At 61.8% G+C, this 22,551-nt stretch carries 19 protein-coding genes; 8 read left to right on the top strand and 11 right to left on the bottom strand.

Going from position 1 to position 22,551, the window contains the following annotated elements:
- Positions 1–39 precede the first annotated feature (39 nt).
- Genes BUS12_RS28780 through glyQ form a run of 4 tightly spaced genes read right to left on the bottom strand, consistent with a single transcriptional unit; the run spans position 40 to position 4,579 of the window.
- Entirely contained in the window at positions 40–798 is a 759-nt protein-coding gene (locus BUS12_RS28780) for a lysophospholipid acyltransferase family protein (protein ID WP_074300759.1), read from the bottom strand.
- 40 nt (positions 799–838) lie between these two features.
- Entirely contained in the window at positions 839–1,399 is a 561-nt protein-coding gene (gmhB, locus tag BUS12_RS28775) for a D-glycero-beta-D-manno-heptose 1,7-bisphosphate 7-phosphatase (RefSeq protein ID WP_074300758.1), read from the bottom strand.
- 51 nt (positions 1,400–1,450) lie between these two features.
- Entirely contained in the window at positions 1,451–3,556 is a 2,106-nt protein-coding gene (glyS, locus tag BUS12_RS28770; protein ID WP_074300757.1) for a glycine--tRNA ligase subunit beta, read from the bottom strand.
- Positions 3,557–3,571: 15 nt separating this feature from the next.
- On the bottom strand, positions 3,572–4,579 hold the full coding sequence (gene glyQ / locus BUS12_RS28765) for a glycine--tRNA ligase subunit alpha (protein ID WP_074300756.1): 1,008 nt from the start codon (positions 4,577–4,579) through the stop codon (positions 3,572–3,574).
- Between the two features lie 286 nt (positions 4,580–4,865).
- Here glyQ and BUS12_RS28760 point away from each other — a divergent pair, with 286 nt between their 5' ends.
- From BUS12_RS28760 to BUS12_RS28715, 8 genes are all read left to right on the top strand, one after another.
- Complete coding sequence (locus tag BUS12_RS28760; RefSeq protein ID WP_074301762.1) at positions 4,866–5,183, top strand: RHS repeat domain-containing protein; 318 nt, start codon at positions 4,866–4,868, stop codon at positions 5,181–5,183.
- A gap of 50 nt (positions 5,184–5,233) precedes the next feature.
- Positions 5,234–8,875 carry an RHS repeat-associated core domain-containing protein gene (locus BUS12_RS28755; RefSeq protein ID WP_083640655.1) on the top strand — a complete coding sequence of 1,214 codons (3,642 nt, stop codon included), beginning with the start codon at positions 5,234–5,236 and terminating at the stop codon, positions 8,873–8,875.
- 17 nt (positions 8,876–8,892) lie between these two features.
- The gene (locus BUS12_RS28750) at positions 8,893–9,339 is read left to right on the top strand and encodes a DUF4279 domain-containing protein (protein WP_074300755.1); all 447 of its coding nucleotides are present in this window, start codon (positions 8,893–8,895) and stop codon (positions 9,337–9,339) included.
- Between the two features lie 117 nt (positions 9,340–9,456).
- On the top strand, positions 9,457–9,903 hold the full coding sequence (locus BUS12_RS28745) for a hypothetical protein (protein WP_143788487.1): 447 nt from the start codon (positions 9,457–9,459) through the stop codon (positions 9,901–9,903).
- A gap of 150 nt (positions 9,904–10,053) precedes the next feature.
- A complete protein-coding gene (locus BUS12_RS28740) occupies positions 10,054–10,602 on the top strand; it encodes an RHS repeat-associated core domain-containing protein (RefSeq protein WP_074300753.1) in 549 nt (182 codons plus the stop codon).
- 16 nt (positions 10,603–10,618) lie between these two features.
- Positions 10,619–11,026: a hypothetical protein gene (locus BUS12_RS28735; protein WP_143788486.1), complete on the top strand. Its 408-nt coding sequence runs from the start codon at positions 10,619–10,621 to the stop codon at positions 11,024–11,026.
- 752 nt (positions 11,027–11,778) lie between these two features.
- Entirely contained in the window at positions 11,779–12,234 is a 456-nt protein-coding gene (locus BUS12_RS28730; protein WP_074300751.1) for a hypothetical protein, read from the top strand.
- 1,197 nt (positions 12,235–13,431) lie between these two features.
- Positions 13,432–14,763 (top strand): hypothetical protein, encoded by a 1,332-nt coding sequence (locus BUS12_RS28715; RefSeq protein ID WP_143788485.1) that lies wholly within the window; start codon positions 13,432–13,434, stop codon positions 14,761–14,763.
- A gap of 107 nt (positions 14,764–14,870) precedes the next feature.
- On the opposite strand, the gene lnt is transcribed toward BUS12_RS28715, so the two are convergent.
- From lnt to BUS12_RS28680, 7 genes are all read right to left on the bottom strand, one after another.
- On the bottom strand, positions 14,871–16,541 hold the full coding sequence (gene lnt, locus BUS12_RS28710; protein ID WP_074300747.1) for an apolipoprotein N-acyltransferase: 1,671 nt from the start codon (positions 16,539–16,541) through the stop codon (positions 14,871–14,873).
- Positions 16,542–16,575: 34 nt separating this feature from the next.
- Positions 16,576–17,472: an HlyC/CorC family transporter gene (locus tag BUS12_RS28705; RefSeq protein ID WP_074301761.1), complete on the bottom strand. Its 897-nt coding sequence runs from the start codon at positions 17,470–17,472 to the stop codon at positions 16,576–16,578.
- 204 nt (positions 17,473–17,676) lie between these two features.
- Positions 17,677–18,348, bottom strand: a complete 672-nt coding sequence (locus BUS12_RS28700; RefSeq protein WP_074300746.1) for a gamma-glutamylcyclotransferase — start codon at positions 18,346–18,348, stop codon at positions 17,677–17,679.
- Positions 18,349–18,366: 18 nt separating this feature from the next.
- The gene (gene ybeY / locus BUS12_RS28695) at positions 18,367–18,828 is read right to left on the bottom strand and encodes an rRNA maturation RNase YbeY (RefSeq protein ID WP_074300745.1); all 462 of its coding nucleotides are present in this window, start codon (positions 18,826–18,828) and stop codon (positions 18,367–18,369) included.
- Between the two features lie 31 nt (positions 18,829–18,859).
- Positions 18,860–19,921 carry a PhoH family protein gene (locus tag BUS12_RS28690; protein ID WP_074300744.1) on the bottom strand — a complete coding sequence of 354 codons (1,062 nt, stop codon included), beginning with the start codon at positions 19,919–19,921 and terminating at the stop codon, positions 18,860–18,862.
- Between the two features lie 33 nt (positions 19,922–19,954).
- Complete coding sequence (gene miaB / locus BUS12_RS28685; protein ID WP_074300743.1) at positions 19,955–21,340, bottom strand: tRNA (N6-isopentenyl adenosine(37)-C2)-methylthiotransferase MiaB; 1,386 nt, start codon at positions 21,338–21,340, stop codon at positions 19,955–19,957.
- A gap of 150 nt (positions 21,341–21,490) precedes the next feature.
- Entirely contained in the window at positions 21,491–22,462 is a 972-nt protein-coding gene (locus tag BUS12_RS28680; RefSeq protein WP_074300742.1) for a LysR family transcriptional regulator, read from the bottom strand.
- Positions 22,463–22,551: the final 89 nt, after the last annotated feature.

Genomic DNA, 22,551 nt, shown 5'->3' with positions numbered 1-22,551 from the left:
ACGCGCTGGCGTAACAACGCCAGCGAGGTCGTGGGCGCGTCAGATTCGGGCGGCGGCGGGCGTGCTATCCGCAGCACGATAGGCGGCAGGATCAATGCGACGCATCTCGGCTTCGATCCACGTTTCGACGCGCGTGTTCACTTCATCGGGTGTGAGCCCCTTCGTGTCGATCGGCTTGCCGATCGACACTGTGACTATACCCGCATATTTGAGAAACGAGTTGCGCGGCCATACGCGCCCTGCGTTGTGCGCGATCGGCACCACGGGCGCACCGGTGGCCACGGCGAAGCGCGCGCCGCCGGTTTTGTACTTGCCCTGCGTGCCGGTGCGTGTGCGGGTACCTTCCGGAAACATGATGACCCAGGCGCCTTCTTCCATGCGCGCCTTGCCTTGCTTGATGACGGATTCGAACGCGTACTTGCCGTCCTTGCGGTTGATGTGGACCATCTTCAGCAAGCCGAGCGCCCAGCCGAAAAACGGCACGTACAGCAGTTCGCGCTTGAACACGTAGCACAGCGGCCGCGGCATCAGGGCGGGGAACGCGAGCGTCTCCCAGGCCGATTGGTGTTTGGAGAGCAGCACGGCCGGGCCGTCAGGCAGATTCTCGAAACCTTCGATGCGGTAGTCGATGCCGTTGAGCCGGCGCACCACCGCGAGTGTCGATGAACACCAGCCGGCCGCCATCCAGTAGCGGCGTTCGGCGCGCATGAAGGGGAAGGCGAGGAAGCAGGCGATCGCGTAGGGGATCGTGTAGACCACCAGGTAGATCAGCAGCAACAGCGAACGGAGGAAGCGCATCGGCGGGGGAGGTCAGGGTTAAGGACGCGCGCGGGCCGCGTCAATCTTGTTCTGTGGAGAGAAAGTCGAGCGCGAAGGCGCGCAGGTCGTCGTGGACCTTGGTGCCTTCAGGCAGGCCGCCCGCGGCGAGCGTCTTGCGGCCCTTGCCGGTCAACACCAGATGCGCCGGGAAGCCGAGCGCCGCACCTGCCTGCAGGTCGCGCAGCGAGTCGCCCACCAGCGGTGTCTTGTACGGATCCGCTTCGAAACGCTCGACGATCATCTTCAGCATGCCGGGCTTCGGCTTGCGACACTCGCAGTGATCTTCGGCCGTGTGCGGGCAGAAGAACACGGCGTCGATGCGGCCGCCGACTGCCGCGACCATGCGGTGCATCTTCAGATGCATCGCGTTGAGCGCGTTCATGTCGAACAGACCACGCCCGATGCCCGACTGGTTCGTCGCGATCGCGACGCGATAGCCGGCCTGATTCAGCCGCGCGATCGCCTCGAGACTGCCGGGCAGCGCGACCCACTCGTCCGGCGACTTGATGAACGCGTCGGAGTCGACGTTGATCACGCCGTCGCGGTCGAGGACAACGACTTTTTTGGGAGGTGTCGGCATGGTTCGTCGGTTTGGTGGGGCGCTTGTTTGAGTCGCTGATTCTGGATGAGCTTACGCGGCTAGTCTGGAGATGTCCGCGACGCAGTTCATCTGCTGATGCAGTGCGCCGAGCAAGGCCAGACGGTTCGCGCGCAACGCCGGATCTTCGGCGTTGACCATCACGTCGTTGAAGAACGTGTCGACCGGTTCGCGCAACGCAGCCAGCGCGGTCAGCGCGCCTGTGTAGTCGTGCGCGGACAGTTGCGACTGGACGCGCGGCGCCACCTGTTCGAGCTGCGCGTAAAGCGCTTTTTCTGCCGCTTCGATCAGCAAGGCGGGTTGCACGCCGCCCACCGGTGCGCCATCCGATTTCTTCAGGATGTTCGAAATGCGCTTGTTCGCCGCGGCGAGCGAGGCCGCTTCGCTGAGCGCCGAGAATTCGCGCACGGCATCGAGACGCGCGACGATGTCGTTCAGGCGCGTGGGGTTCAGCGCCAGCACGGCGTCGATTTCACCTGCGGAATAGCCGCGCTCGCGCAGCAGACCGCGCAGGCGGTCCATGCAGAATTCGTAGATGGCCTGGGTCGAATCGGCGACGTTCGGTACCGCAGCGAATTGCGCGTAAGCGGTGCGCAGCAGTTCGACGAGGTCGACCGGCAACTGCTTTTCCACGAGGATCCGCAGCACGCCGAGCGCATGACGCCGCAGTGCGAACGGATCTTTCTCGCCGGTCGGTTGCAGACCGATGCCCCAGATGCCTACCAGCGTTTCGAGCTTGTCGGCCAGTGCGACGACGGTGCCGGTTGCCGTGACCGGCAAGGCATCGCCGGAGAAGCGCGGCTGATAGTGTTCCGTGCACGCCAGCGCAACTTCTTCCGGCTCGCCGTCGTGGCGCGCGTAGTACGTGCCCATCGTGCCTTGCAGCTCGGGGAATTCGCCGACCATGTCGGTGATCAGGTCGGCCTTGGCCAGCAGCGCGGCGCGCCTGGCGAGCGCGACATCTGCGCCCAGCAGCGCGGCAATCGCCCCGGCCAGCGCTTCGACACGTTCGACGCGTTGCAGCGCCGAGCCGAGCTTGTTGTGATACACGACGTTCGCGAGCAGCGGCACGCGTTCGGCGAGCGGCTTCTTCTTGTCCTGCTCGAAGAAGAACTTTGCGTCGGCCAGACGTGGGCGCACCACGCGCTCGTTGCCTTCGACGATATCGCCCGGCGTTGCCGTCTCGATGTTCGAGACGATCAGGAAGCGCGAGCGCAGCTTGCCGGCGGCGTCGGTTAGCGCGAAGTATTTCTGGTTGGTCTGCATCGTCAGGATCAGACATTCCTGCGGTACTTGCAGGAACTCGTCCTCGAAGCGGCAGGTGTAGACCACCGGCCATTCGACCAGCGAAGTCACCTCGTCGAGCAGCGCTTCAGGCATCACCACCTGGTCGCCCTCAGCCTGCGCGAGCAGATGCGAGCGAATGGTTTCCTTGCGGTCCGCGAAGCTCGCCACCACACGGCCCTTGTGACGCAGCGTCTCAGCGTAGCTGTCGGCGTGCTGGATCTGCACGAAGCCTTCGGAGAGGAAGCGATGGCCGAGCGTGGTGTCGTCCGCGTCGATGCCGAGCGCGGAGACCGGCACGATCTGTTCGCCGTGCAAGGCGGTCAGGCGCTGCGCCGGACGCACGAACTGGATGTTGGTGCCGTCCGGACGCTGGTACGTCATGACCTTTGGAATGGGCAGCTTCGCGACTTTCAGCGTTTCGTCGAGCGCGGCTTGCAGGCCTTCCACGAGCGTCGCGCCCGGTGCGGCGTAGCGCAGGAAGAAGGCGTCGGCCTTGCCGTCGGAGGCACGTTCGAGATCGCTCACCTGGAAGTCAGGAAAGCCGAGCGCGGCGAGTTTCTTGGCGAGCGGCGCGGTGGGCTGGCCGTCTTTGTCCAGCGCGACCGAAACCGGAAGCACTTTTTCGCGCACGTGCTTTTCCGGCGCGACGCTGCGCACATTCTTGATGGTGACCGCGAGACGGCGCGGCGTGGCGTAGCGTTCGAACGACAGCTCGCCTTCGATCAGGTCGCGCGCCGCGAGGTGCTGGGCGATACCTTCGGCGAAAGCGTCGCCGAGACGCGCGAGCGCCTTGGGCGGCAATTCCTCGGTCAGCAGTTCGACGAGGAGGGTGGCGTGTTGGGGATGAGTCATCTGTTCGTGTTCTCGTCAGTCCGGGTCGATCTTGCGTTCGACTTTGAGCGGCGGCGCCCAGGCGGGCATCGCGGCGTCCTGTTCGTCGGTCGTGAGGCCGGGCACACCGTGGACCGGATTGCCGAGCATCGGGAAGCCGAGCTTCTCGCGCGATTCGTAGTAAGCCTGCGCCACCTGGCGCGACAGGTTACGAATGCGGCCGATATACGCCGCACGTTCCGTCACCGAGATTGCGCCGCGCGCGTCCAGCAGGTTGAACGTGTGGCCGGCCTTCAGCACCAGTTCGTAGGCCGGCAGCGCGAGCGGCACTTCCATCATGCGCTTCGCTTCGGCTTCGTAGCTGTTGAACATTGAGAACAGCAGTTCGGTGTTGGCGTACTCGAAGTTGTAGGTGGACTGCTCGACTTCGTTCTGGTGATACACGTCGCCGTACGACAGGCGGCGCAGTTCAGGACCGTTCGGGCCTTGCTCTTCCCACTCCGTCCAGACCAGGTCGTAGACGTTCTCGACCTTCTGCAGGTACATGGCGAGACGCTCGAGCCCGTAAGTGATTTCGCCGAGCACGGGCTTGCAGTCCAGACCGCCCACTTGCTGGAAGTAGGTGAACTGGGTGACTTCCATGCCGTTCAGCCAGACTTCCCAGCCGAGACCCCAGGCGCCGAGCGTGGGGTTTTCCCAGTCGTCTTCCACGAAGCGCACGTCGTTCTGCTTCAGGTCGAAACCGAGCGCTTCGAGCGAGCCGAGGTACAGGTCGAGGATGTTTTCCGGCGCCGGCTTCAACACCACCTGGTACTGGTAGTAGTGCTGCAGACGGTTCGGGTTCTCGCCATAGCGGCCGTCCTTGGGGCGGCGCGACGGCTGCACGTAGGCGGCGCGCCACGGCTCGGGGCCGATCGCGCGCAGGAACGTGTGGACGTGGGAGGTCCCTGCGCCGACTTCCATATCGATAGGCTGGAGCAGCGCGCAACCCTGCTTGTCCCAATAGGATTGCAGCGTCAGGATGATTTGCTGAAACGTGAGCATGAAGTGCCTTTCGGGCATGGAGGCCGCGCCGCGGGCGCCGGGGCGCGCGAGGTGGCCGTGGAGCAAAGTGCTAAACCTTGGATTTTAACGGAAAGGGGGCGAGAGGAGGATTTTTGGGGGCCGGGTGGGTTGGGGACGGCTTGGCTTGTTGGGCTTGCGGCCTTCTGGCGGCGGTCGGGAATCTCCTACGCAATCTCAGCGCAGACCGATAGCGCCCCGTTTCGATAGTCGATATCTTTCTAAAACATTCAGTAAACCTTACTGTTTTTTGTTGGGGATGATGTCGATGGCCGTTCTGTACGCCCGGAAGCGGGTTGATGTTGCTGGGTCGCTCGGTGAGCCTGTGGCCGTTATCGGGCGCGTGGCCGGTGGATTCGCTGCGGTGTGCGTGCTGCTGTTTTCTTCGCTCTCCCATGCTGACGACATCACTTATGGCTACGACGCCGTGGGGCGTCTGACCTTGGTGACGGTGTCGGGCAACACCGCGTATTACGACTACGACGCGGCCGGCAATATCACCGCGATTCGCCGGCAGGAGAGTGTCGCTGCCACGCGTGCGGATGATGCGTCGAATGCCACCGCCAGCCAGGCCGCTGCGCGTTGAGCCGGCTGGCCCGCGTGTTTCTTTCCCGCATCTGATCTGTCAGGTTTTCCATGCGAACTGTTCACGTTGCTGCCGCGCGGCGGCAGTCCCTGCAGCGTCCGTTCCTGCTGCTGCTGTTTGTCTTGCTGTCGTGGTTTGTCGCACCGCACGCGCATGCCGTCGACTGCCCGTCGAAGTACATTGCTGCGGGCGCTTATCCCGCCGATCCGGCGTGCCCGCTTAAGGCATCGACGGCCGATTTCGGCGGAATGGGCGGGTACGTCTGCGGTGACCCCGGTGAGATCGCGTCGTACTGCAGCGGGCCGTCCGCCGGCGCGACGGTTGAACCGGTCTCGCCGGATGAGAGCGTGGTCATCGACGGTGATGGCGTGGACGGCAACGCCGGCGGCGCGGGCGGCTGCGGTGGCGGCGATGCGACGGCGGGTTGCGGCAGCAGCACGTCGGGCGGGGATCCGGTCCGGCTGTACACAGGCCAGTTCCACCTCGTTGCCCATGACCTGCATGTTGCGGATCCGGCAGGCGCGCTCGATCTCGCACGGGTCTACCGCAGCAGCGCCTATGACACCTCGGGCAGACCGATGGCGGGTGCCTTCGGCATCGGATCGACGTTTAACTACGACAGCTACCTGACGGTGGCCGCTGCGGATGCCAATGGGGCGCGGCAGCGCATCGATATGTATCTGCCGGGCGGGATCCGCGTGCCGTTCACCTTGCGTGCGGGCACGAGTACTACATGGGACGACCTGACGAGCCCCGGCGACTACTATCGCGCCAGCATCACCGGCAGTGGCACCACGAAAGTGCTCACGCTGCGCGATGGTCGCGTGCGGCAGTTCACGATGATCGCCGGCCTGTACCGCCTGACCCGTGTGCAGGACCGCAACGGCAACACGGTGGTGATCGCCCGCGACAGCAGGACGGGCGCGGTCACGGGCATCACCAGCCCAGGCGGGCGCGCACTGGCATTTACGTCCATCACGGGTAGCCGCGGCACGCCGCTGGTGTCGCGCGTGACCGATCCGCTGAACCGGCAGGTCGCCTATCAGTACGACAGTCAGGACCGTCTCACCCAGATGACCGACGCCGGTGGTGGCGTATGGAAGTACGGCTGGGACACGAAGAGCCGTCTCGTCAGCGTGACGGACCCGGAAGGCAACCCGCAGGTGGTCAACACCTACGACGACAGCGACCGGGTGGTGACGCAGACGCTGGCTGACGGCAGCACGTTCGCGATGGCGTACACGGTCACGGGCGGCAAGGTCACCCAGACGGAAGTGACGGACCGGCGCGGCAGCGTGCGCCGTCTGGAGTTCGATGCGAACGGGCGGGTGGTGCGCAACACGTACCCGGCCGGTCAGCCGATCCAGCAGGTGCAGACCTTCACGTACGACGCGAATGGCCGTACGACGAACCTCACGTCGATGGACCGCCAGTACACCTACGGCTACGACGCGAACGGTAACCGGATCAGCGAGGCGGACCAGTCCGGCACGCTGGTTACGCGCAGCTTCGACAGCTACAGCCAGTTGCTCACCGAAGCGCAGGCGGGCGACGCACAGCGTGGTGTGAGCACCGTCTATACGTACGACGCGAAGGGCAACCTGCTGACGGCGACTGACCGTGCCGGCAACCGCACGACGTTCACGAATGACAGCCAGGGCCGCCCGCTGACGGTGACCGATGCGCTCAGGGGCGTGACGAAGTACGCCTACGCCGGGCCGGATCTGGCGAGCGTCACCGACCCGCTGAACCGGACCACGCAGTTCACGACCGATGCGGCAGGCCGGGTGACGGCGGTACAGGACCCGCTGGGTAACACGACGCGCCGCACGCTCGACGCGCTGGACCGTACCACCGACGTCACCGACGCACTGGGCGGTGTGACCCGCTTCACGTGGGACCGCAATGGGCACCTGCTTGCCGGGGCCGATCCGAAGGGCGTCACGACGCGCTACACCTATAACGCGATCGGGCGCCCGGTGAGCAAAAGCGATCCACTGGGCCACAGCGAGACCTACACGTGGAACAGCGCCGGAGAACTGGCGACGGTGACCGACCGCAAGGGGCAGGTGAGGACGTACATCTACGATGCGGCGGGCCAGCTGGCGGCGGTCTACTTCTCCAGCAGTGCGGGTGCGAAGCCGAACCGCTCGTGGAGCTACGGCAGGGATGCGTCCGGCCGGCTGCAACTGGGTACGGACGCGGGCGACGGCCAGGCCCCCACGGCGACGTACCGCTACTACGACAGCGTGACGGGCTACCTCAACGGCTGGTTCGACCACGCGAGCCAGCAGGGCACGGTGTGGCTGCGCTATGCGCCGGACAGCCGCGACCTGTCGCGCATGGAGATGAGCGATGCGACGGTGGACTACAGCCGCGATGCGGAACACCGGGTCACGCAGATCCAGTACCAGCTCAACCACGACGTGCGCACGTTCAGCTACGGCTACGACGCGCTCGGGCGGCGCAGTCACGCGACGCTGGCCAATGGCATCACGGCGGACTACGCGTGGGATGCGGCCAGCCAGCTGACGGGCATCACGTACAGGCGCGCGGACGGCAGCGTGCTGGGCGAGCTGACGTATGGCTACGACGCGGCGGGGCGTCGCACGAGGGCAGGCGGGAGCCTGGCGAAGGTGGACCTGCCGCAGGCGGTGAGCGACGCGCAGTACAACGGCGCGAACCAGCTCACGCGCTGGGCGGGCATGGCCTACACCTACGACCCGAACGGCAGTCTCGCGAGCGACGGGGCGAACCAGTACAGCTGGAACGCGCAGGGCCTGCTGGGACAGATCAGCGGTGCGGTGACGGCAAGCTTCAGCTATGACATGTCCGGGCGTCGCCGGGACCAGACGGTCAATGGTCACAGGATGCAGTCGTTCTGGATTGGCGACGAGCTGAGCTTCACGATTCCGGATAACGACTGGTCAAGGCGGATTCGCGTGTTCTCGCCGTACCCGGAGGGTGGACTGGATGAGCTGACGTACCGGCGGGTTGGGGATGATGCGGGTGGGGATCGCTATGTGCTGCGCGATGCGAATAACAATGTGATTGCGCTGACCGATGCGAACCAGCAGAGCCAGACGCAGTACAGGTACCAGTCGTACGGGGTGACGACGCTGGCGGGTGCCGCGGATGTGAATTCGCAGCAGTACACCGGGCGGGAGAATGATGGGACGGGGGTGTATTACTATCGGAGCCGGTACTACAGTCCGCAAACCGGGAGATTCATCAGTGAAGACCCGACCGGCTGGGCGAGTGGGCAGACGAACGCGTATGCTTACGTCAACGGCAATCCGGTTCAGTTGTCTGATCCGTTCGGATTGCAGGGGGTGCCGTTCCCATACACGCCGGTTCCCGGAGCGGTGCCGGGCGGGGGCGGACAGGATGTGCCTCCCGGAGTCGCGAAGCCATGGGGGCCACGGGGCCTCAACGACTGGTGGAACAACACCTTTGGTCCGATATTTAGCCGGCCAGATGGTGCCATTGATGCTATTCGTGGTGCCAAGGATTGGGGGCGCAAGAACGGAGTTAATCCTAATGAAGCTGTCGACAGATTTCACGACATAAAGAAGGGTAACCGCAATCGTCCCGGCTCCAAAGCAAAAGACGATTGCTCGGTGAATCCGGATACCGGGGAGGTGTTTGACGGTACGGGTGAGCACATTGGAGATTTAGGCGATGGGCATTAATTCGTGAGAAATATTTGATGCGTATGTTTCTGACTTTGCGTATCCGAGGGGACCACCTAAATCCAGACGAAGTTACACGGATTCTCGGTGTGTCTCCCCATGCGTCGTGGCGCAAAGGTGACAGGCACGTCACTCGCTCAAATAAGGAGGTGGTCAGAAGGTACGGTGTTTGGGATTGGGCAAGCAAAGACGAGTCCGAAGCGCTAACTGTCGATGGTCACGTGGCGCGCCTGAGGAGTACCTTCCAGCATGCCATTGAACGCCTCCCGCAGTTGCCTGATGTAGAAAGTGCATGGATTGATTTGCATGTCGTAGTGGGGGATGAGGATGAGGCTGTTTCGAACCTTTCGTTCCTGATGGGTACCGAAGCGATATCCACTCTATCGGGCATTGGGCTGCCCATGGAGGTGACGGTCGACATTCTGCCTCCGCGGGAGGAGATGCTGGAGGCCAAGGCGGTCTAAGAATCGCTGGCGCGCGTCAATCCGGCATGACTGGGGGCGTAAGGAGAATGGCGATCCCTCGCGCGGAGATCCCGTCCCTATTCATGGTCCGTGGCAACCGAAATGATGGACGGAAAAATGGATATCGGTAATGTTTCCTACAACGACTTCTCCCTGCACGATGCAGAAATAGTCTCAATTGGCATGGATCGAGGTACCTCGGTATACAGGATCGGCTTGTTGCGTGTGACGGGACAACTTTGCACAGTCGAGTTATTCGGCGTTAAAGCATTTCGCGCCGAAGACTTCGTGTTGCAAAACGTAGTAAGCCGAGTGCTAAGGTCCACCGCACGACAATTTTCGACGGAGGAGATCGATTACTGGGTGACTTGGGCTACCAGCTTTTCCGACACCGACTCCTGGTTGAAACCTGACTCTAAACACCATTGGTTAGCGGACTTCAATGATGGGAGGCTGGAGCTAGTTCTTTTCGAGCCATCGATCGGGGCGCAGATTGCCGTGGTCTGCAATCGGCTGCTATTTCGACCGTCCGCGTCTGAACACGCTCGGGCAGATAGCGCCTAGTCCAGAAGGACTCCAAAGCGCTGCCCCTCGAATTGGTGGATTTGGAGTTTGGGCTACCTATGGTCAATCGAGGAGCGTGGGTACGTTCCGCCAAATGCAACTACGACGCGGTCGCCCAACTGTGGACAGTGACACGCTGTTGCAGTACCGATGTATTACTATCGGAACCGGTATTACAGTCCGCAAACCGGGCGGTTCATCAGCGAGGATCCGGTTGGCTGGGCGAGTGGGCAGACGAATGCGTATGCCTATGTGGGTGGGAACCCGGTTTCGTTAACAGATCCTTTGGGATTCTGGAGCGTTAGCGTTGGTGGCTATGTGGGGATCGGCGGACAGGTTACTGTCTACGGAGATGGTTCGACGATCACGGGATATGGGGGGCGCGGCGGCTTTGGTTTGGGTGGGGGAGTCAGTTATGACCCCGATGGCGCCGTTCCTAGCCAAAGCGCTATCGGATCATCCGTGACTGTTGGTGGTTTTGCGGAGGCCGATGCTAACTGGGGGCCCATTACTGGAAGTGGTACCTATTCTCGCGGTATGGAAGTCAGCCAGTCCGGTTCCTCAGGTCTTCCGGGATTCGGCTGGAAACCCTATCGAGGGTTGGGCGGCAGTGTTACCGGTAGTTTCCCGGGTGATAGCTTTAAGGGTTCTGCCTGTGCAGCAGTTGGCATTGAGGTGACCACGACTCGTGGAAAATAAATTGAGGATCTGGCCAGTGATCAAGCTGGTGGCTTTATCGGGGGCTTTGAGTGCAGGACTGTTTGCGTCACCACTTGATACCTTCTCGATTGAAGTCCGGATGTTTATTGGTCTAGTGGGGGTGGCGATGGGAGGGCTTGGTTCCTTGGGCTTTCTACTGTTGCACCATCTTGTTTGGCCGAAAGCGAGAAAATGGAAAGTGCCTGCATGGTCTAACGGCGTGCTCTCGCCATGGCAGTGGGTACACTTTTTTGCAATGACCATTCTGTCAATGAGCGTAGGGGAGTGGTTTGCCTTTTTCCTCAAATACGGATGGTACGAATCCACACAATCCTACATATTCTTCGGAATGGGGTTAGGAATGTGGGTAGGCGTTCGACTCGGAATATTGATCTTTAGGTCGAGGGTGCCTGTGCCTCCCTGACGAAAATATCTGCATAGGGTTCGTAGTGCTGACGCTCGCGTAACTGGAGATGCGCTGAGGCGCTACTTGGCAGGTAAGTACACTCAGCCAGCGCGACTACGATGCGAGGTGGCCTTTCGTTTGGCCTCCCTTACTCGAATCGAGTGAAGAGTTCGCGTTAGTCGCGGCCGGAATTCGACATTGGTAGCATTCAGTGAATGCCGATACGACGTGACCGCTGAATCGCCAACGATGGCGTGCCGCTGCAGTACCGATGCATTACTTTCAGAACCGGTACTACAGTCCGAGCATCGGCAGGTTCATCAGCGAAGCCCCCTAGGTTGGGCGAGTGGGCAGACGAATGCGTATGCTTACGTGGCTGGGAGTCCAGTCAGCCGGAAAGATCCGCTTGGGTTGGCGGGCATCATCCCGGACCCAAACGGTGTCGTTCCTGGAGGGCCTTGGACGCCAAACCCGCAGGCGCCACGGCCTGGCAACTCCCTTGGTCGGAAGCAATCGTCGGGACAGAGGGCACCGTGCCAGTTTGTTCCCAGCGAAGAAAATGGCGGACCACGAGGGTCAAGGGGATACTGGAAGACGCTAACACCCCGGCCCGGCGAGCAAAAGACCGGTTGGATCCGTTGCGATCTCAGCGGGAAGCCGATAACACCGGATGAGGCTTATCCTGGTCCAAGAACCGCTACGCCTTTAGAACCAACGATCGAAGGACCGATTGAGCCAATCGAACCGATAGTTGATATACCTTTCATACCGTGAATCAACTGATCGGCGTGCTTGCCATGGACTCACCTATAACCTACGAGCAACCAGATGACAGAGAGGCTTTCGAAACTCTGTTTTTGAGCTTTACCCAGGCGCTCCAAGTGTTGTCACATGATGCGGCAACACAATGCGAGGAGATGGGTAATTACAACGCACCTTGGGAAATTCAACACGATGTGCAAGATGGTTGTTTTTTACTACTGCGATCGCCAGAAACTCATTTGACAGGGGAGCAGAGCGAGGCACTCCGCGACCTGACGGAGGCATTGGAAGATCTTCCCCGGGAAGCCGTGGCACCGACTGGGATGACGACGACAAACCACGAGGGGTGCCTAACTGCAATGAGACACCCCGCTTGGATTTCGCTACGAGAGAGAGCGGTACCACTATTGCAGTTGCTTGTTCCGTTGATACAGAAAAATGCTGCCTACTTTAAAGGTCAGTGATTGATCTAGTTAAAGGGCAACCGCAATCGTCCCGGCTCCAAAGCGAAGGACGATTGCTCGGTGAACCCAGATGCAGGCGATGTGTTCGACAGTACGGGCGAGCACATTGGGGATGTAGGCGACGGGCATTAACTCGTGAAAAGTATTTAATGCGTATCCGAGGAGTCCACCTGAATCCAGACGAAGTCACACGGATTCTAGGTGCGTCTCCCCATGCGTCGTGGCGCAAAGGTGACAGGTAGATGTGTATGGTTTACGACCGCACAGCTTGTTTCGAGATGCGAAGCAATTCAAAATCTCCTCCACGAACAGGTTACCAATCGGAGGCAGCGAAACGTGGAAGCGGCTAGAACTATCAGAGTTGGATATCGTGCAGGATATTGGGTCGCGGAATGGGAGGGCGGAACAGATGCATGGATGGGTGAGCTAACTCAACGCTGTCCGCAGTTGGTAATAGGACGGTATATCGTCGTAGCGAGTTGCGATAGCGGGCCATACACGCCAACCAGCGATAAGGTTGGAGCCGGATGGCGCAGGTTCGGCGCGCTCGCGTATAGCCCGAAGGTGCAGTCTGTCATCGAGCTTCCGACTCCGGGATTTGATGAATGGTACGTCTACGACCGGAACCAGGAGTTTGTACCTCACGAAAATTTCGTCAACACATGGGGATTTAGCGTGCTTAGTTCGGAACGTGAGCGCACGAAGGCTTTCTGGGATCAGGTCATAAGGCTCGAACCTCTGCATGTACTCGGAGCCGGTTCCCCAACATTGTTTCTGGTTACTCGCGATGAGGTGTTATTCAGAGCCATGACAGACGCGACTCGACACGACGGGGGCGCACATTAATGTGTGCGAATGCATGTTACGCAGATGCTGGAGTTCCCAATCTCTGATGCCTCTGTACACATATATTGTAAATTTCAAGAGCGAATCGTACGTCGCTCAAGGACGGTTCAGCAACGTCACCGGCTTCTTCGGTACTTTGATGAAGGACGTGCCTGAAAGGTCGTTCCCAATGCTGGCCTCAGCGTTGAAATCTGACATATGCAAGGAGATAGCGTATGGTCAATTCGTCGAAGTTCCGAACCGAAGAAACGTGTGGTGCAAAAAGGTCGACGTGAACGGAAGTGTGCTGACCGTGTACGCCGTCTATACATCCTCGTAGTTCGTGGCCATTTCGTTCCAAACGACCTTGCCTTGCAAAAATATTTATCAAGAGAAGAATTCTCCTCAGCCCTCAAACGAGGTCACGGCCGCGCCTTCTTGCACGTACAAAACTTCGGCCTGGCCGAAGTCGCGGATCTTGTTCTCGCAGCATGCCTGAAGAACCCCGCGTACGACCGGCAATGCGAGTCGAGTCGGGCGCCGTGGCTCTTTAGCATGTTCAAGGGACGCGAGGAGTATCCCGTGTTCGCCTCGGCAATCCTGTCCGCGTTTCGCCAGGAAACGGACAACAACGATATCGAACATCTTTGCGAATTGACCGCGCAACTAGCCATACATGGTGACGAGATCGCAGCCAATGCACTTCGACATCGCGTACTCGATCAGTCGTTTGTGCTTGAGGGCGATCAGTTCGGTTGCAACGCACTTGTTTTGTTGGACGGTGTCGATGCCGTTGTGGAACTGGCGCGACGTTTTGGACGGTCGTTGCTTGAGAGTTCCGAGGAGAGGTTGCCGTTTTCATATCACCTTGCGGGTGAATCGGGTCTTCGAGAATCGGCAGATGCTGTGCTTGAGCAACTCGCGGTATCCGATGAAGCAATCAGCGCTTTCTGGAACAGTGAGCAGTCGTGGGAGCGTGAGTTTCAGACAGACAAGGTGCCTCTGCGCGACGAGGAGCGAAGGGAGAGTTCGCGTCGCGAGCTTCCACTCGAGAAAATACTCGCTGACGCGGCAGCGGGCGTCGGTGACACGTCATTCAAATACACGCGCTTCGGCAAATACGCGACTGTGGACGAACTGAAAGTAGTCTGGCTTCGTTTGATCAACGAAAGCGATGAGAAGGTCTGCTTGCGACTGCTGTGGGTTTTCCGCGCAGCAATGCTACCGGAATTGCATCCTGCGATATGGAAGCTGGCGGAATCAGATCACGACAAGGTTCGCGCCGCAGCAATTACTGCACTTGCACAGTGCCACGATCCGAGCGTGGGCAATTTCGCGCGCGCGGCCCTGCGTTCTGCGCGATCCGCGAAGGCCGTATCGGACGGTATGGAAACGCTCGTAAAACACTATCGCAATGAAGACGCCTTTCTCGTGAGATCTGCGTTGTCAGGCATTTCCGCGAGTGATGGCGAGGCTCATGCGATCGGTTTCAGCATTGCGAGAATGTGCCGTGAGAACGAGTCTTGCGATCTCCTGGAAGCGCTCATTTGGGATTATGAAAATAATCCTTGTACGCTGTGCCGATGTGGAACGGTAAGCATGATGAGCGAAAGAGGCGTGCTGGCGCCTGCAATCATTTCGGAGTGCTTGCACGACGCGGACCCGGACATTCGGAAACTGGCTCAGGAAGCGGCGTCGAGCTGAAAGGCGTATCAGGACGTGCCTCTCCCAGCCAGGAACGGGGGTGTAGGGGCGGGTCCACCCCGCGCTGTTTTCCGCGTTGTTCCATCGGGCCTATCTCGCAAGGCCGTCTACCCACCCCTCTTCCCCCGCCGTCCCCCCGGCCCAAACGCAAACCCAAACGCCAGCAAAAACAGCGAAACAGCCAGCACCGTATTATTCCCACTGCTCACATACGGCGTCTTCCCCGAGGTCCCTTGCACGGTGACATCAATCGCCCCTACCGTATAAGGCGCAAGCCGCGCCAACACGTTCCCATGCGCGTCAATAGCAGCCGTAGTGCCGGTATTAGTCGCCCGCAGCATCGGCCGTCCGGTCTCGAGCGAGCGCATCCGCGCAATCTGCAGATGCTGGTCAAGAGCGATCGTGTCGCCAAACCACGCCAGATTAGTGGAATTAACCAACACCCCCGCCGGCGTATCGCTCTCACGAATCGATCTTGCAATCTCCTCGCCGAAAATATCCTCGTAGCAGATATCGACCGCCACCGGCTGGTTATGCACGAGGAACGGCTTCTGCACCGGCACCCCACGCGCCAGATCCCCGAGCGGAATATTCAGCATCGCCACGAACCAGTGAAAGCCCCAAGGCACGAACTCGCCAAACGGCACCAGATGATGCTTGTCGTAGCGGTACAACTCACGCGAGCCGGGCGTGATGCCGAACAGGCTATTGGTCACATCAGTCAGGTGACCATCAGGCGTAATCGTGCCGCCCAGCGCACCGAACAGAACCGACGTCCCGGTCGTATCCACAAAGTGACGAACAGCGATCGCAAACGGGTCCGGCAGCTCCTGGATGAGCACAGGAATCGCCGTCTCCGGCGTCACTACGAGATCGGCGGGCTTCGCCGTAATCATCTGCTGATATTCGTTGATGGCGGCGATCATGCCGGCCTGTTCGAATTTCATCTCCTGCTTGACGTTGCCTTGCAGGAGTCGCACGTTAAGCGGCGCATTGGCCGGAATCGTCCACGCAACCAAAGGCAGCAACATACCAGCCGCGATCAGAACAATCGCCACCATCCCCGCAGGCACGACACGAGCCACGCGCGTGGCGCCGTTACGCGCTTCCGCTGGCTCACGCAGACGCACCAGCGCCTGCACGATCAACGCCGCGACCAGCGCCAGCATCCAGCCCACGCCATACACACCGGCCACCGGCGCAAACCCCGCCAGCGGCCCGTCCACCTGCGCATAACCGCTCGCTAGCCACGGAAATCCAGTGAACACATAGCCCCGCAGCCATTCACTAACCGCCCACGCGCTGGCGAACGCAAACGCACCGTGCCACGTCGGAGAAAACGGCTTGTCGTCGAGCGTGCCGTTGCGTGCATGACCGGCGCAAAACGACCACACGCCCGCAGCCAACGCCGGATACACCGCGAGATACAACGTGAACAGCACCAGCGCCGCCCCCGCGAGCGGCGCTGCCATTCCGCCGTAGTCGTGCATGCTGACGTACAGCCACCACACGCCCGTGACGTAGTTGCCGAAGCCGAACGCACCACCCGTCAAGGCGGCGCTTTTCCAGCCGTTAGTGCGCGTGAGCCACGCAAAGAAAAACACAAAGATCGCCAGTTCGAGCCAACCGCCGTGCGGCGTCGGTGCGAACGAAAGCGTGTTCGCCGCACCGGCGATCAGTGCGACGAGGTAATGCCAGCGCGGCAAGGTCCGGCCCGGCGCTTGCGCGACGGCGGACGTCACGCTACGGCGCAGACGGGAAGTGATCGGGTCGGCCATTATTGCGCGGTCGGTGTTAAGGAAAGGGAAGAACTCAGGTCTGCACGTGCTGCGCTTCGCGCTCGCGCTGGCCCGCGAGCGGGTCGCGGCGCACCAGCAGCATGTGGATCTGCCGCGCGTCGCCGCGCAGGATCTCGAAGATCAGGTCGTCGATGCGCACCTTCTCGCCGCGATGCGGCACGCGCCCAAAATGATGCGTGACGAGCCCGCCGATGGTGTCGACTTCCTCGTCCGAATAGTGCGTGCCGAATGCTTCGTTGAACTGCTCGATTTCGGTCAGCGCACGCACGCGGTAGCGGCCGTCCGGCGAGGCGATGATGTTGCCGCTTTCTTCATCGAAATCGTACTCGTCCTCGATGTCGCCGACGATCTGCTCCAGCACGTCTTCTATCGTGATCAGACCCGCGACGCCGCCGTATTCGTCGACGACGATCGCGATGTGATTGTGGTTCACGCGAAAGTCGTGCAGCAGCACATTCAGGCGCTTGGACTCCGGAATGAACACGGCGGGGCGCAGCATGCCGCGCACGTCGAATTCCTCTTCTGCGTAATAGCGCAGCAGGTCTTTGGCGAGCAGCACGCCGATGATGTTGTCGCGATTGCCCTCGTAGACGGGATAGCGCGAGTGCGCCTTCTCCAGCACGTAAGGGATGAATTCCGCCGGCGTTTCCGCGATGTTGATCGCGTCCATCTGGGCGCGCGGAATCATGATGTCGCGGGCGCAGAGTTCGGAGACCTGGAAAACCCCTTCGATCATCGACAGCGAATCCGCGTCGATCAGGTTGCGCTCATGGGCGTCCTGCAGGATTTCCAGAAGTTCGCCGCGGGATTCGGGCTCGGGCGAGATGAAGTCGGTCAGACGCTCAAGCAGGGAGCGTTTTTCCTGTGGTTTGTCGCTAGTTCGGTGTCGACTGGGATACGTGTCGTTCATGGTGGTGCGCCCGGCAAGACTGGGCGCGCTGTTGCAGAGCATTAAGGATACACCACGCACATGGCAGGACCGTGTCCCGCCGGGCTCGCCGGCGAGTCAACGGCCACTTCGCATGGTCGGGGGCTTGGGTCAATCCTAACGGATAAAGACGGCCGATGCGCATTGGAGCAAAAATCGGCGGCGGAAAGCCGGGTGTAAGGCGACTCAGCCGCCGTCGCTGCCGGCTTCCCGGCAGCGCGCCAGCAGCGCTTCGAGCGCGCGGTCCGGCATGCCGCTTTCGCGCAGCGCCGTCACAGTGCGGCTGACGTAGTCGAGCGTCGTGCCGTAGCGGCCGCAGGCGCAGCCGAACACCGTCTGCACGATCTCATCGGCCAGCTTGCCGGTGTAGCTCGGCACGTCGCGGCGCATGACGAAGGCGAGGGCGTCGACGCGCCGGCCATCGGCGAGATTGCACGGCAGCCAGGCCGGCCGGTAAGAGCCCATCGCCATTTCGCGGCGCCACAAGGTTTCCAGGTGCGGCATCGCGCCCTCGGCGGCCAGCCGGAACGCAATGCCGGTGCACGAGCCGCCGCGGTCGAGCGCCAGCACGAGCCCCGGCTGCTCCGGCGTGCCGCGGTTTACCCGCGACCACAGGTACAGTCCGCGGTGATAGCCATGCACCTTGGAGCGCGTACCTTCGACTGTCGGCATCCCTGGGTTCCAGATCAGCGAGCCATAGCCGAACAGCCACAGGTCGCTTTTCCGGTCCCAGTCGCGCAGGGTGCATTCCAGCGAGGCGTGCAGTTCCTCGTCCGTCAGGAGCCGCGATTCGCCGAGCGCCGGCGGGTAGCCGGGGCAGGGCGGGCGGTCGTCGGGTTCGGGGAAAGGGGCGCTCACGGCGGATTGTTCAGGCGGCTATTGGTAGGGGTCGGGGAAGCCGAGCTTGGCGAGGATCTCGGTTTCGATGGCTTCCATTTCCTGCGCTTCCTCTTCGACCTCGTGATCGTAGCCTTGCGCGTGCAGCGTGCCGTGCACCAGAAGATGCGCGTAGTGCTCGGCGAGCGGCTTGCCCTGCTCGGCGGCTTCCTTCTCGACCACCGGGCAGCACAGGATCAGATCGCCCGTGACCGGATCGTCTTCCGATTCAGCGTAGGCGAAGGTCAGCACGTTGGTCGAATAGTCTTTGCCGCGATAGGTGCGGTTCAGCGTGCGGCCTTCTTCCGCGTCGACGAGGCGCACGGTCAGTTCCGCATCGGCAAAGAGCGCCGCCTTGATCCAGCCGGCCACGGTAGCACGCGGCAGAATCGCCTTGTGCTCCGGCCAGGCCTTGGCGGCGGGGAATTGCAGGTTCAGCGTCAGTTTCGGGGTGCGGCTCATGCGTCCTGGTGTCGTAGCGTTTTAAGCGGATTCAACGCGCATCGGCCGGGTTGGCGTTCTTCTGCGAGTGTGCATCGTAAGCCTCCACGATGCGCGCCACCAGCGGATGCCGCACCACGTCGACGCTGGTAAAGTGCGTGAGCGCAATCCCACGGACGTTCGACAGCACCTGCTGCGCTTCGATCAGCCCGCTCTTGTGACCGCGCGGCAAGTCGACCTGGGTCGTGTCGCCGGTGACCACGGCCTTCGAGCCGAAGCCGATCCGCGTCAGGAACATTTTCATCTGCTCCGGCGTGGTGTTCTGCGCCTCGTCCAGAATGATAAACGCGTGATTCAGCGTGCGTCCGCGCATATAGGCGAGCGGCGCGATCTCGATCATCTGGCGCTCGAACATTTTTGCGGTCTTGTCGAAGCCGAGCAGGTCGTACAGCGCGTCGTACAGAGGCCGCAGATACGGGTCGACCTTCTGTGCGAGATCGCCCGGCAGAAAGCCGAGCCGCTCGCCGGCTTCCACGGCGGGACGCGTCAGCACGATACGCTTGACCTGATCGCGCTCCAGCGCGTCCACCGCACAGGCCACTGCCAGATACGTCTTGCCCGTGCCCGCCGGCCCGATGCCGAAGGTCACGTCGTGCGCGATGATCTGCTTCAGATACTCGCGCTGCGCCGGCGTGCGGCCGCGCAGATCGGCGCGGCGTGTGTACAGCTTGGGGCCGAGCGCTTCGAGGTCTTCGTCGCCGGTGTCGGCCGGTTCGTCGAACGGATGATCCGGGTCGTGGCGAAAGCGCGCGTCCGGGCTCTCCGCGCCGTTGCTGCGGCCGCGCGCGGGATGGCGCGACTCGACCAGCGCAAGCTGGATGTCGTCGACCGACAGCGGATCGCGCGCGCTGTTGTAAAAGTTTTCGAGGGCGGTGAGCGCCAGCTTCGCGCCCCGGCCGCGGATCGAGATGCGGTGACCGCGGCGTTGCAGCGTGACATCGAGCGCCTGCTCGATCTGCCGCAGGTTTTCGTCGAGCGGGCCGCAGAGGTTGGCGAGCCGCGCGTTGTCTTCGCGCGGTGCGGTGAATTCCAGATGCTGCTGAGTGGTCTTCAAGGCGGTGGATCGATCCTGTCGGTTTCAGTGCGCTTAATGGGTCGTGGCCGGCGCGTCGTTGTACAGCGGGTCATGCACCATCACGAGCTCGCCACGTAGCGAATGTGGGTACGCCTGGACAATTTTCACGTCTACCATCTGGCCGATCAGCCGCGCGTGCGATGCCGGCGGCACCGGGAAATTCACCACGCGGTTGTTTTCGGTGCGGCCGGCGAGTTCGTTGGGGTCTTTGCGCGCCGGCCGTTCGACCAGAATGCGCTCGACCTTGCCGACCATCGACTCGCTGATGCGGGCGACGTTTTCCTCGATCGTAGCCTGCAGATGTTGCAGGCGTTTGAGCTTCACTTCACGTGGCGTGTCGTCGTGCAGGTTCGCGGCCGGCGTGCCGGGGCGCGGGCTGTAGATGAACGAGAAGCTGGTGTCGTACTGCATCTCGTGGATCAGCGTCATCATCTTGTCGAAGTCTTCCTCGGTCTCGCCGGGGAAGCCGACGATCATGTCGGTGGACAGCGACAGGTCCGGGCGGATCGCGCGCAGCTTGCGGATCACCGATTTGTATTCGAGCACGGTATAGCCGCGCTTCATCGCCATCAGGATGCGGTCGGAGCCGTGCTGCACCGGCAGGTGCAGGTGGCTGACGAGCTTCGGCACCTTGGCGTAGGTATCGATCAGGCGCTGCGTGAATTCCTTCGGATGCGACGTGGTGTAGCGGATGCGTTCGATGCCGGGAATCTCCGCGACGTATTCGATCAGCGTCGCAAAGTCCGCAATCTCAGACGAACCGAGCGTGAGGCCGCCGCGGTAAGCGTTCACGTTCTGGCCGAGCATCGTCACTTCGCGCACGCCCTGGTCGGCGAGGCCGGCGATCTCGGTCAGCACGTCGTCGAGCGGGCGCGACACTTCTTCGCCGCGCGTGTACGGCACGACGCAGTAGCTGCAGTACTTGCTGCAGCCTTCCATGATGGAGACGAACGCGCTCGGGCCGTCGACGCGCGCCGGCGGCAGGTGGTCGAACTTTTCGATTTCCGGGAACGAGATGTCGACCTGAGGGCGCCCGCTTTCGCGGCGCTTGTCGATCATCTGCGGCAGACGGTGCAGCGTCTGCGGGCCGAACACCACATCCACATACGGCGCACGGGCGACGATCGACGCACCTTCCTGGCTCGCCACGCAGCCGCCCACGCCGATGATCAGATTCGGATTCGCTTCCTTCAGCTCGCGCGCGCGGCCGAGTTCGGAGAAGACTTTTTCCTGCGCTTTTTCGCGCACCGAGCAGGTGTTGAAGAGAATGACGTCCGCGTCTTCCGGGGTGTCGGTCTTGACGAGGCCTTCAGCCGCACCGAGTACGTCGACCATTTTGTCGGAGTCGTACTCGTTCATCTGGCAGCCGTAGGTCTTTACATAAACTTTCTTGGTCATCGAGTTTCGCCGGTCGCAGTGATTAATCTGGGGGCGTCGTTAAAAGTGAAGAGAGGCGAAAACGTGTGCGGACCGAGGCGCGGCGCGAGGGCCGAAGCCGAAGGCGGCTGCGGCAAGGTATGAGCGGCACGTTGACAGCGTAGGCGAATATTATAGCCCTTCGCCGCGCGCGGATTGATTCAGCGGCCCGAGCGCCGGCAGGCCGAGCAGGGCCTCCAGCTCGCCGGACACCTGGGCGAAACGCTCGGCCAGAAAATCCAGCAGCACCCGCACGCGCGGCGCCATGAAGCGGTTGCGGTGGTACAGCGCGTGCAGCGGCGCATCTGGATACCGCCAGTCGCGTAGCAGGACTTTCAGGCCGTCCGAGCGCAGATCCGCTTCCACGTCCCACATCGACTTCACCACGATCCCGTAGCCGCGCAGCGCCCATTCGCGGGCGACCGCGCCGTCGTTGGTCTCGCGGGCCGTCTCGAGCGGCACCGTGTAGTGCTGGATCTCCTCGCCGCGCGTGAAGCGCCATTCGTTGACGGGACCGGACGCCGTGCCGAGCACGATGCAGTCGAAGCGCGCCAGATCGAGCGGGTCCCTGGGCTCGCCGCGCCGCGCGATGTACTCGGGCGCGGCGCACAGGACACGCCGGTTGGGCGCCAGCGGCCGGGCGATCAGCGAGCTGTCCTGCGGTACGCCGAAGCGGATCGCGAGGTCGATGTCCTCCTGCACGAGGTTCGAGAGCGAGTCCGACAACGTCAGTGCGAACGTCACCTCGGGGTAGAGCAGGTTGAATTCGTCGAGCCAGTGCATCAGCAGGTTGCGGCCAAAGTCCGAAGTGGCCGAGATGCGCACCTTGCCGCGCACCACATTTTGACCCGCCTGCAGCAGGGCCTCGGCGTCGTCGAGCGCCCTCAGCGCCTGGCGGCAGCAGTTCAGGTACAGGCGACCTTCGTCGGTGAGGCGCAACTGCCGGGTGGTGCGCTCGAACAGGCGCGCCTTCAGGCCGGCTTCGAGCTTCGTCAGACGGGCGCTGGCGGCCGCCGGCGTCAGGCCCAGCTTGCGCCCGGCCGCCGACAGGCTGCCCAACTGCGCCGCTTCGACGAAGAGGCGGATGTCGCCGAGGTTATCCATCGATTATTCAAAATAATTTGATAATGCTTCAAATGCTACGCCCATTCTCAAATTGACGTGCAGCCGGGACAATGCGCCTACTGAAATTC

Source organism: Paraburkholderia phenazinium, from assembly GCF_900142845.1.
GTDB lineage: Bacteria > Pseudomonadota > Gammaproteobacteria > Burkholderiales > Burkholderiaceae > Paraburkholderia > Paraburkholderia phenazinium_A.
Note: the sequence above shows the minus strand (reverse complement) of the source record. Positions and strands in the feature narration are given on the sequence as shown.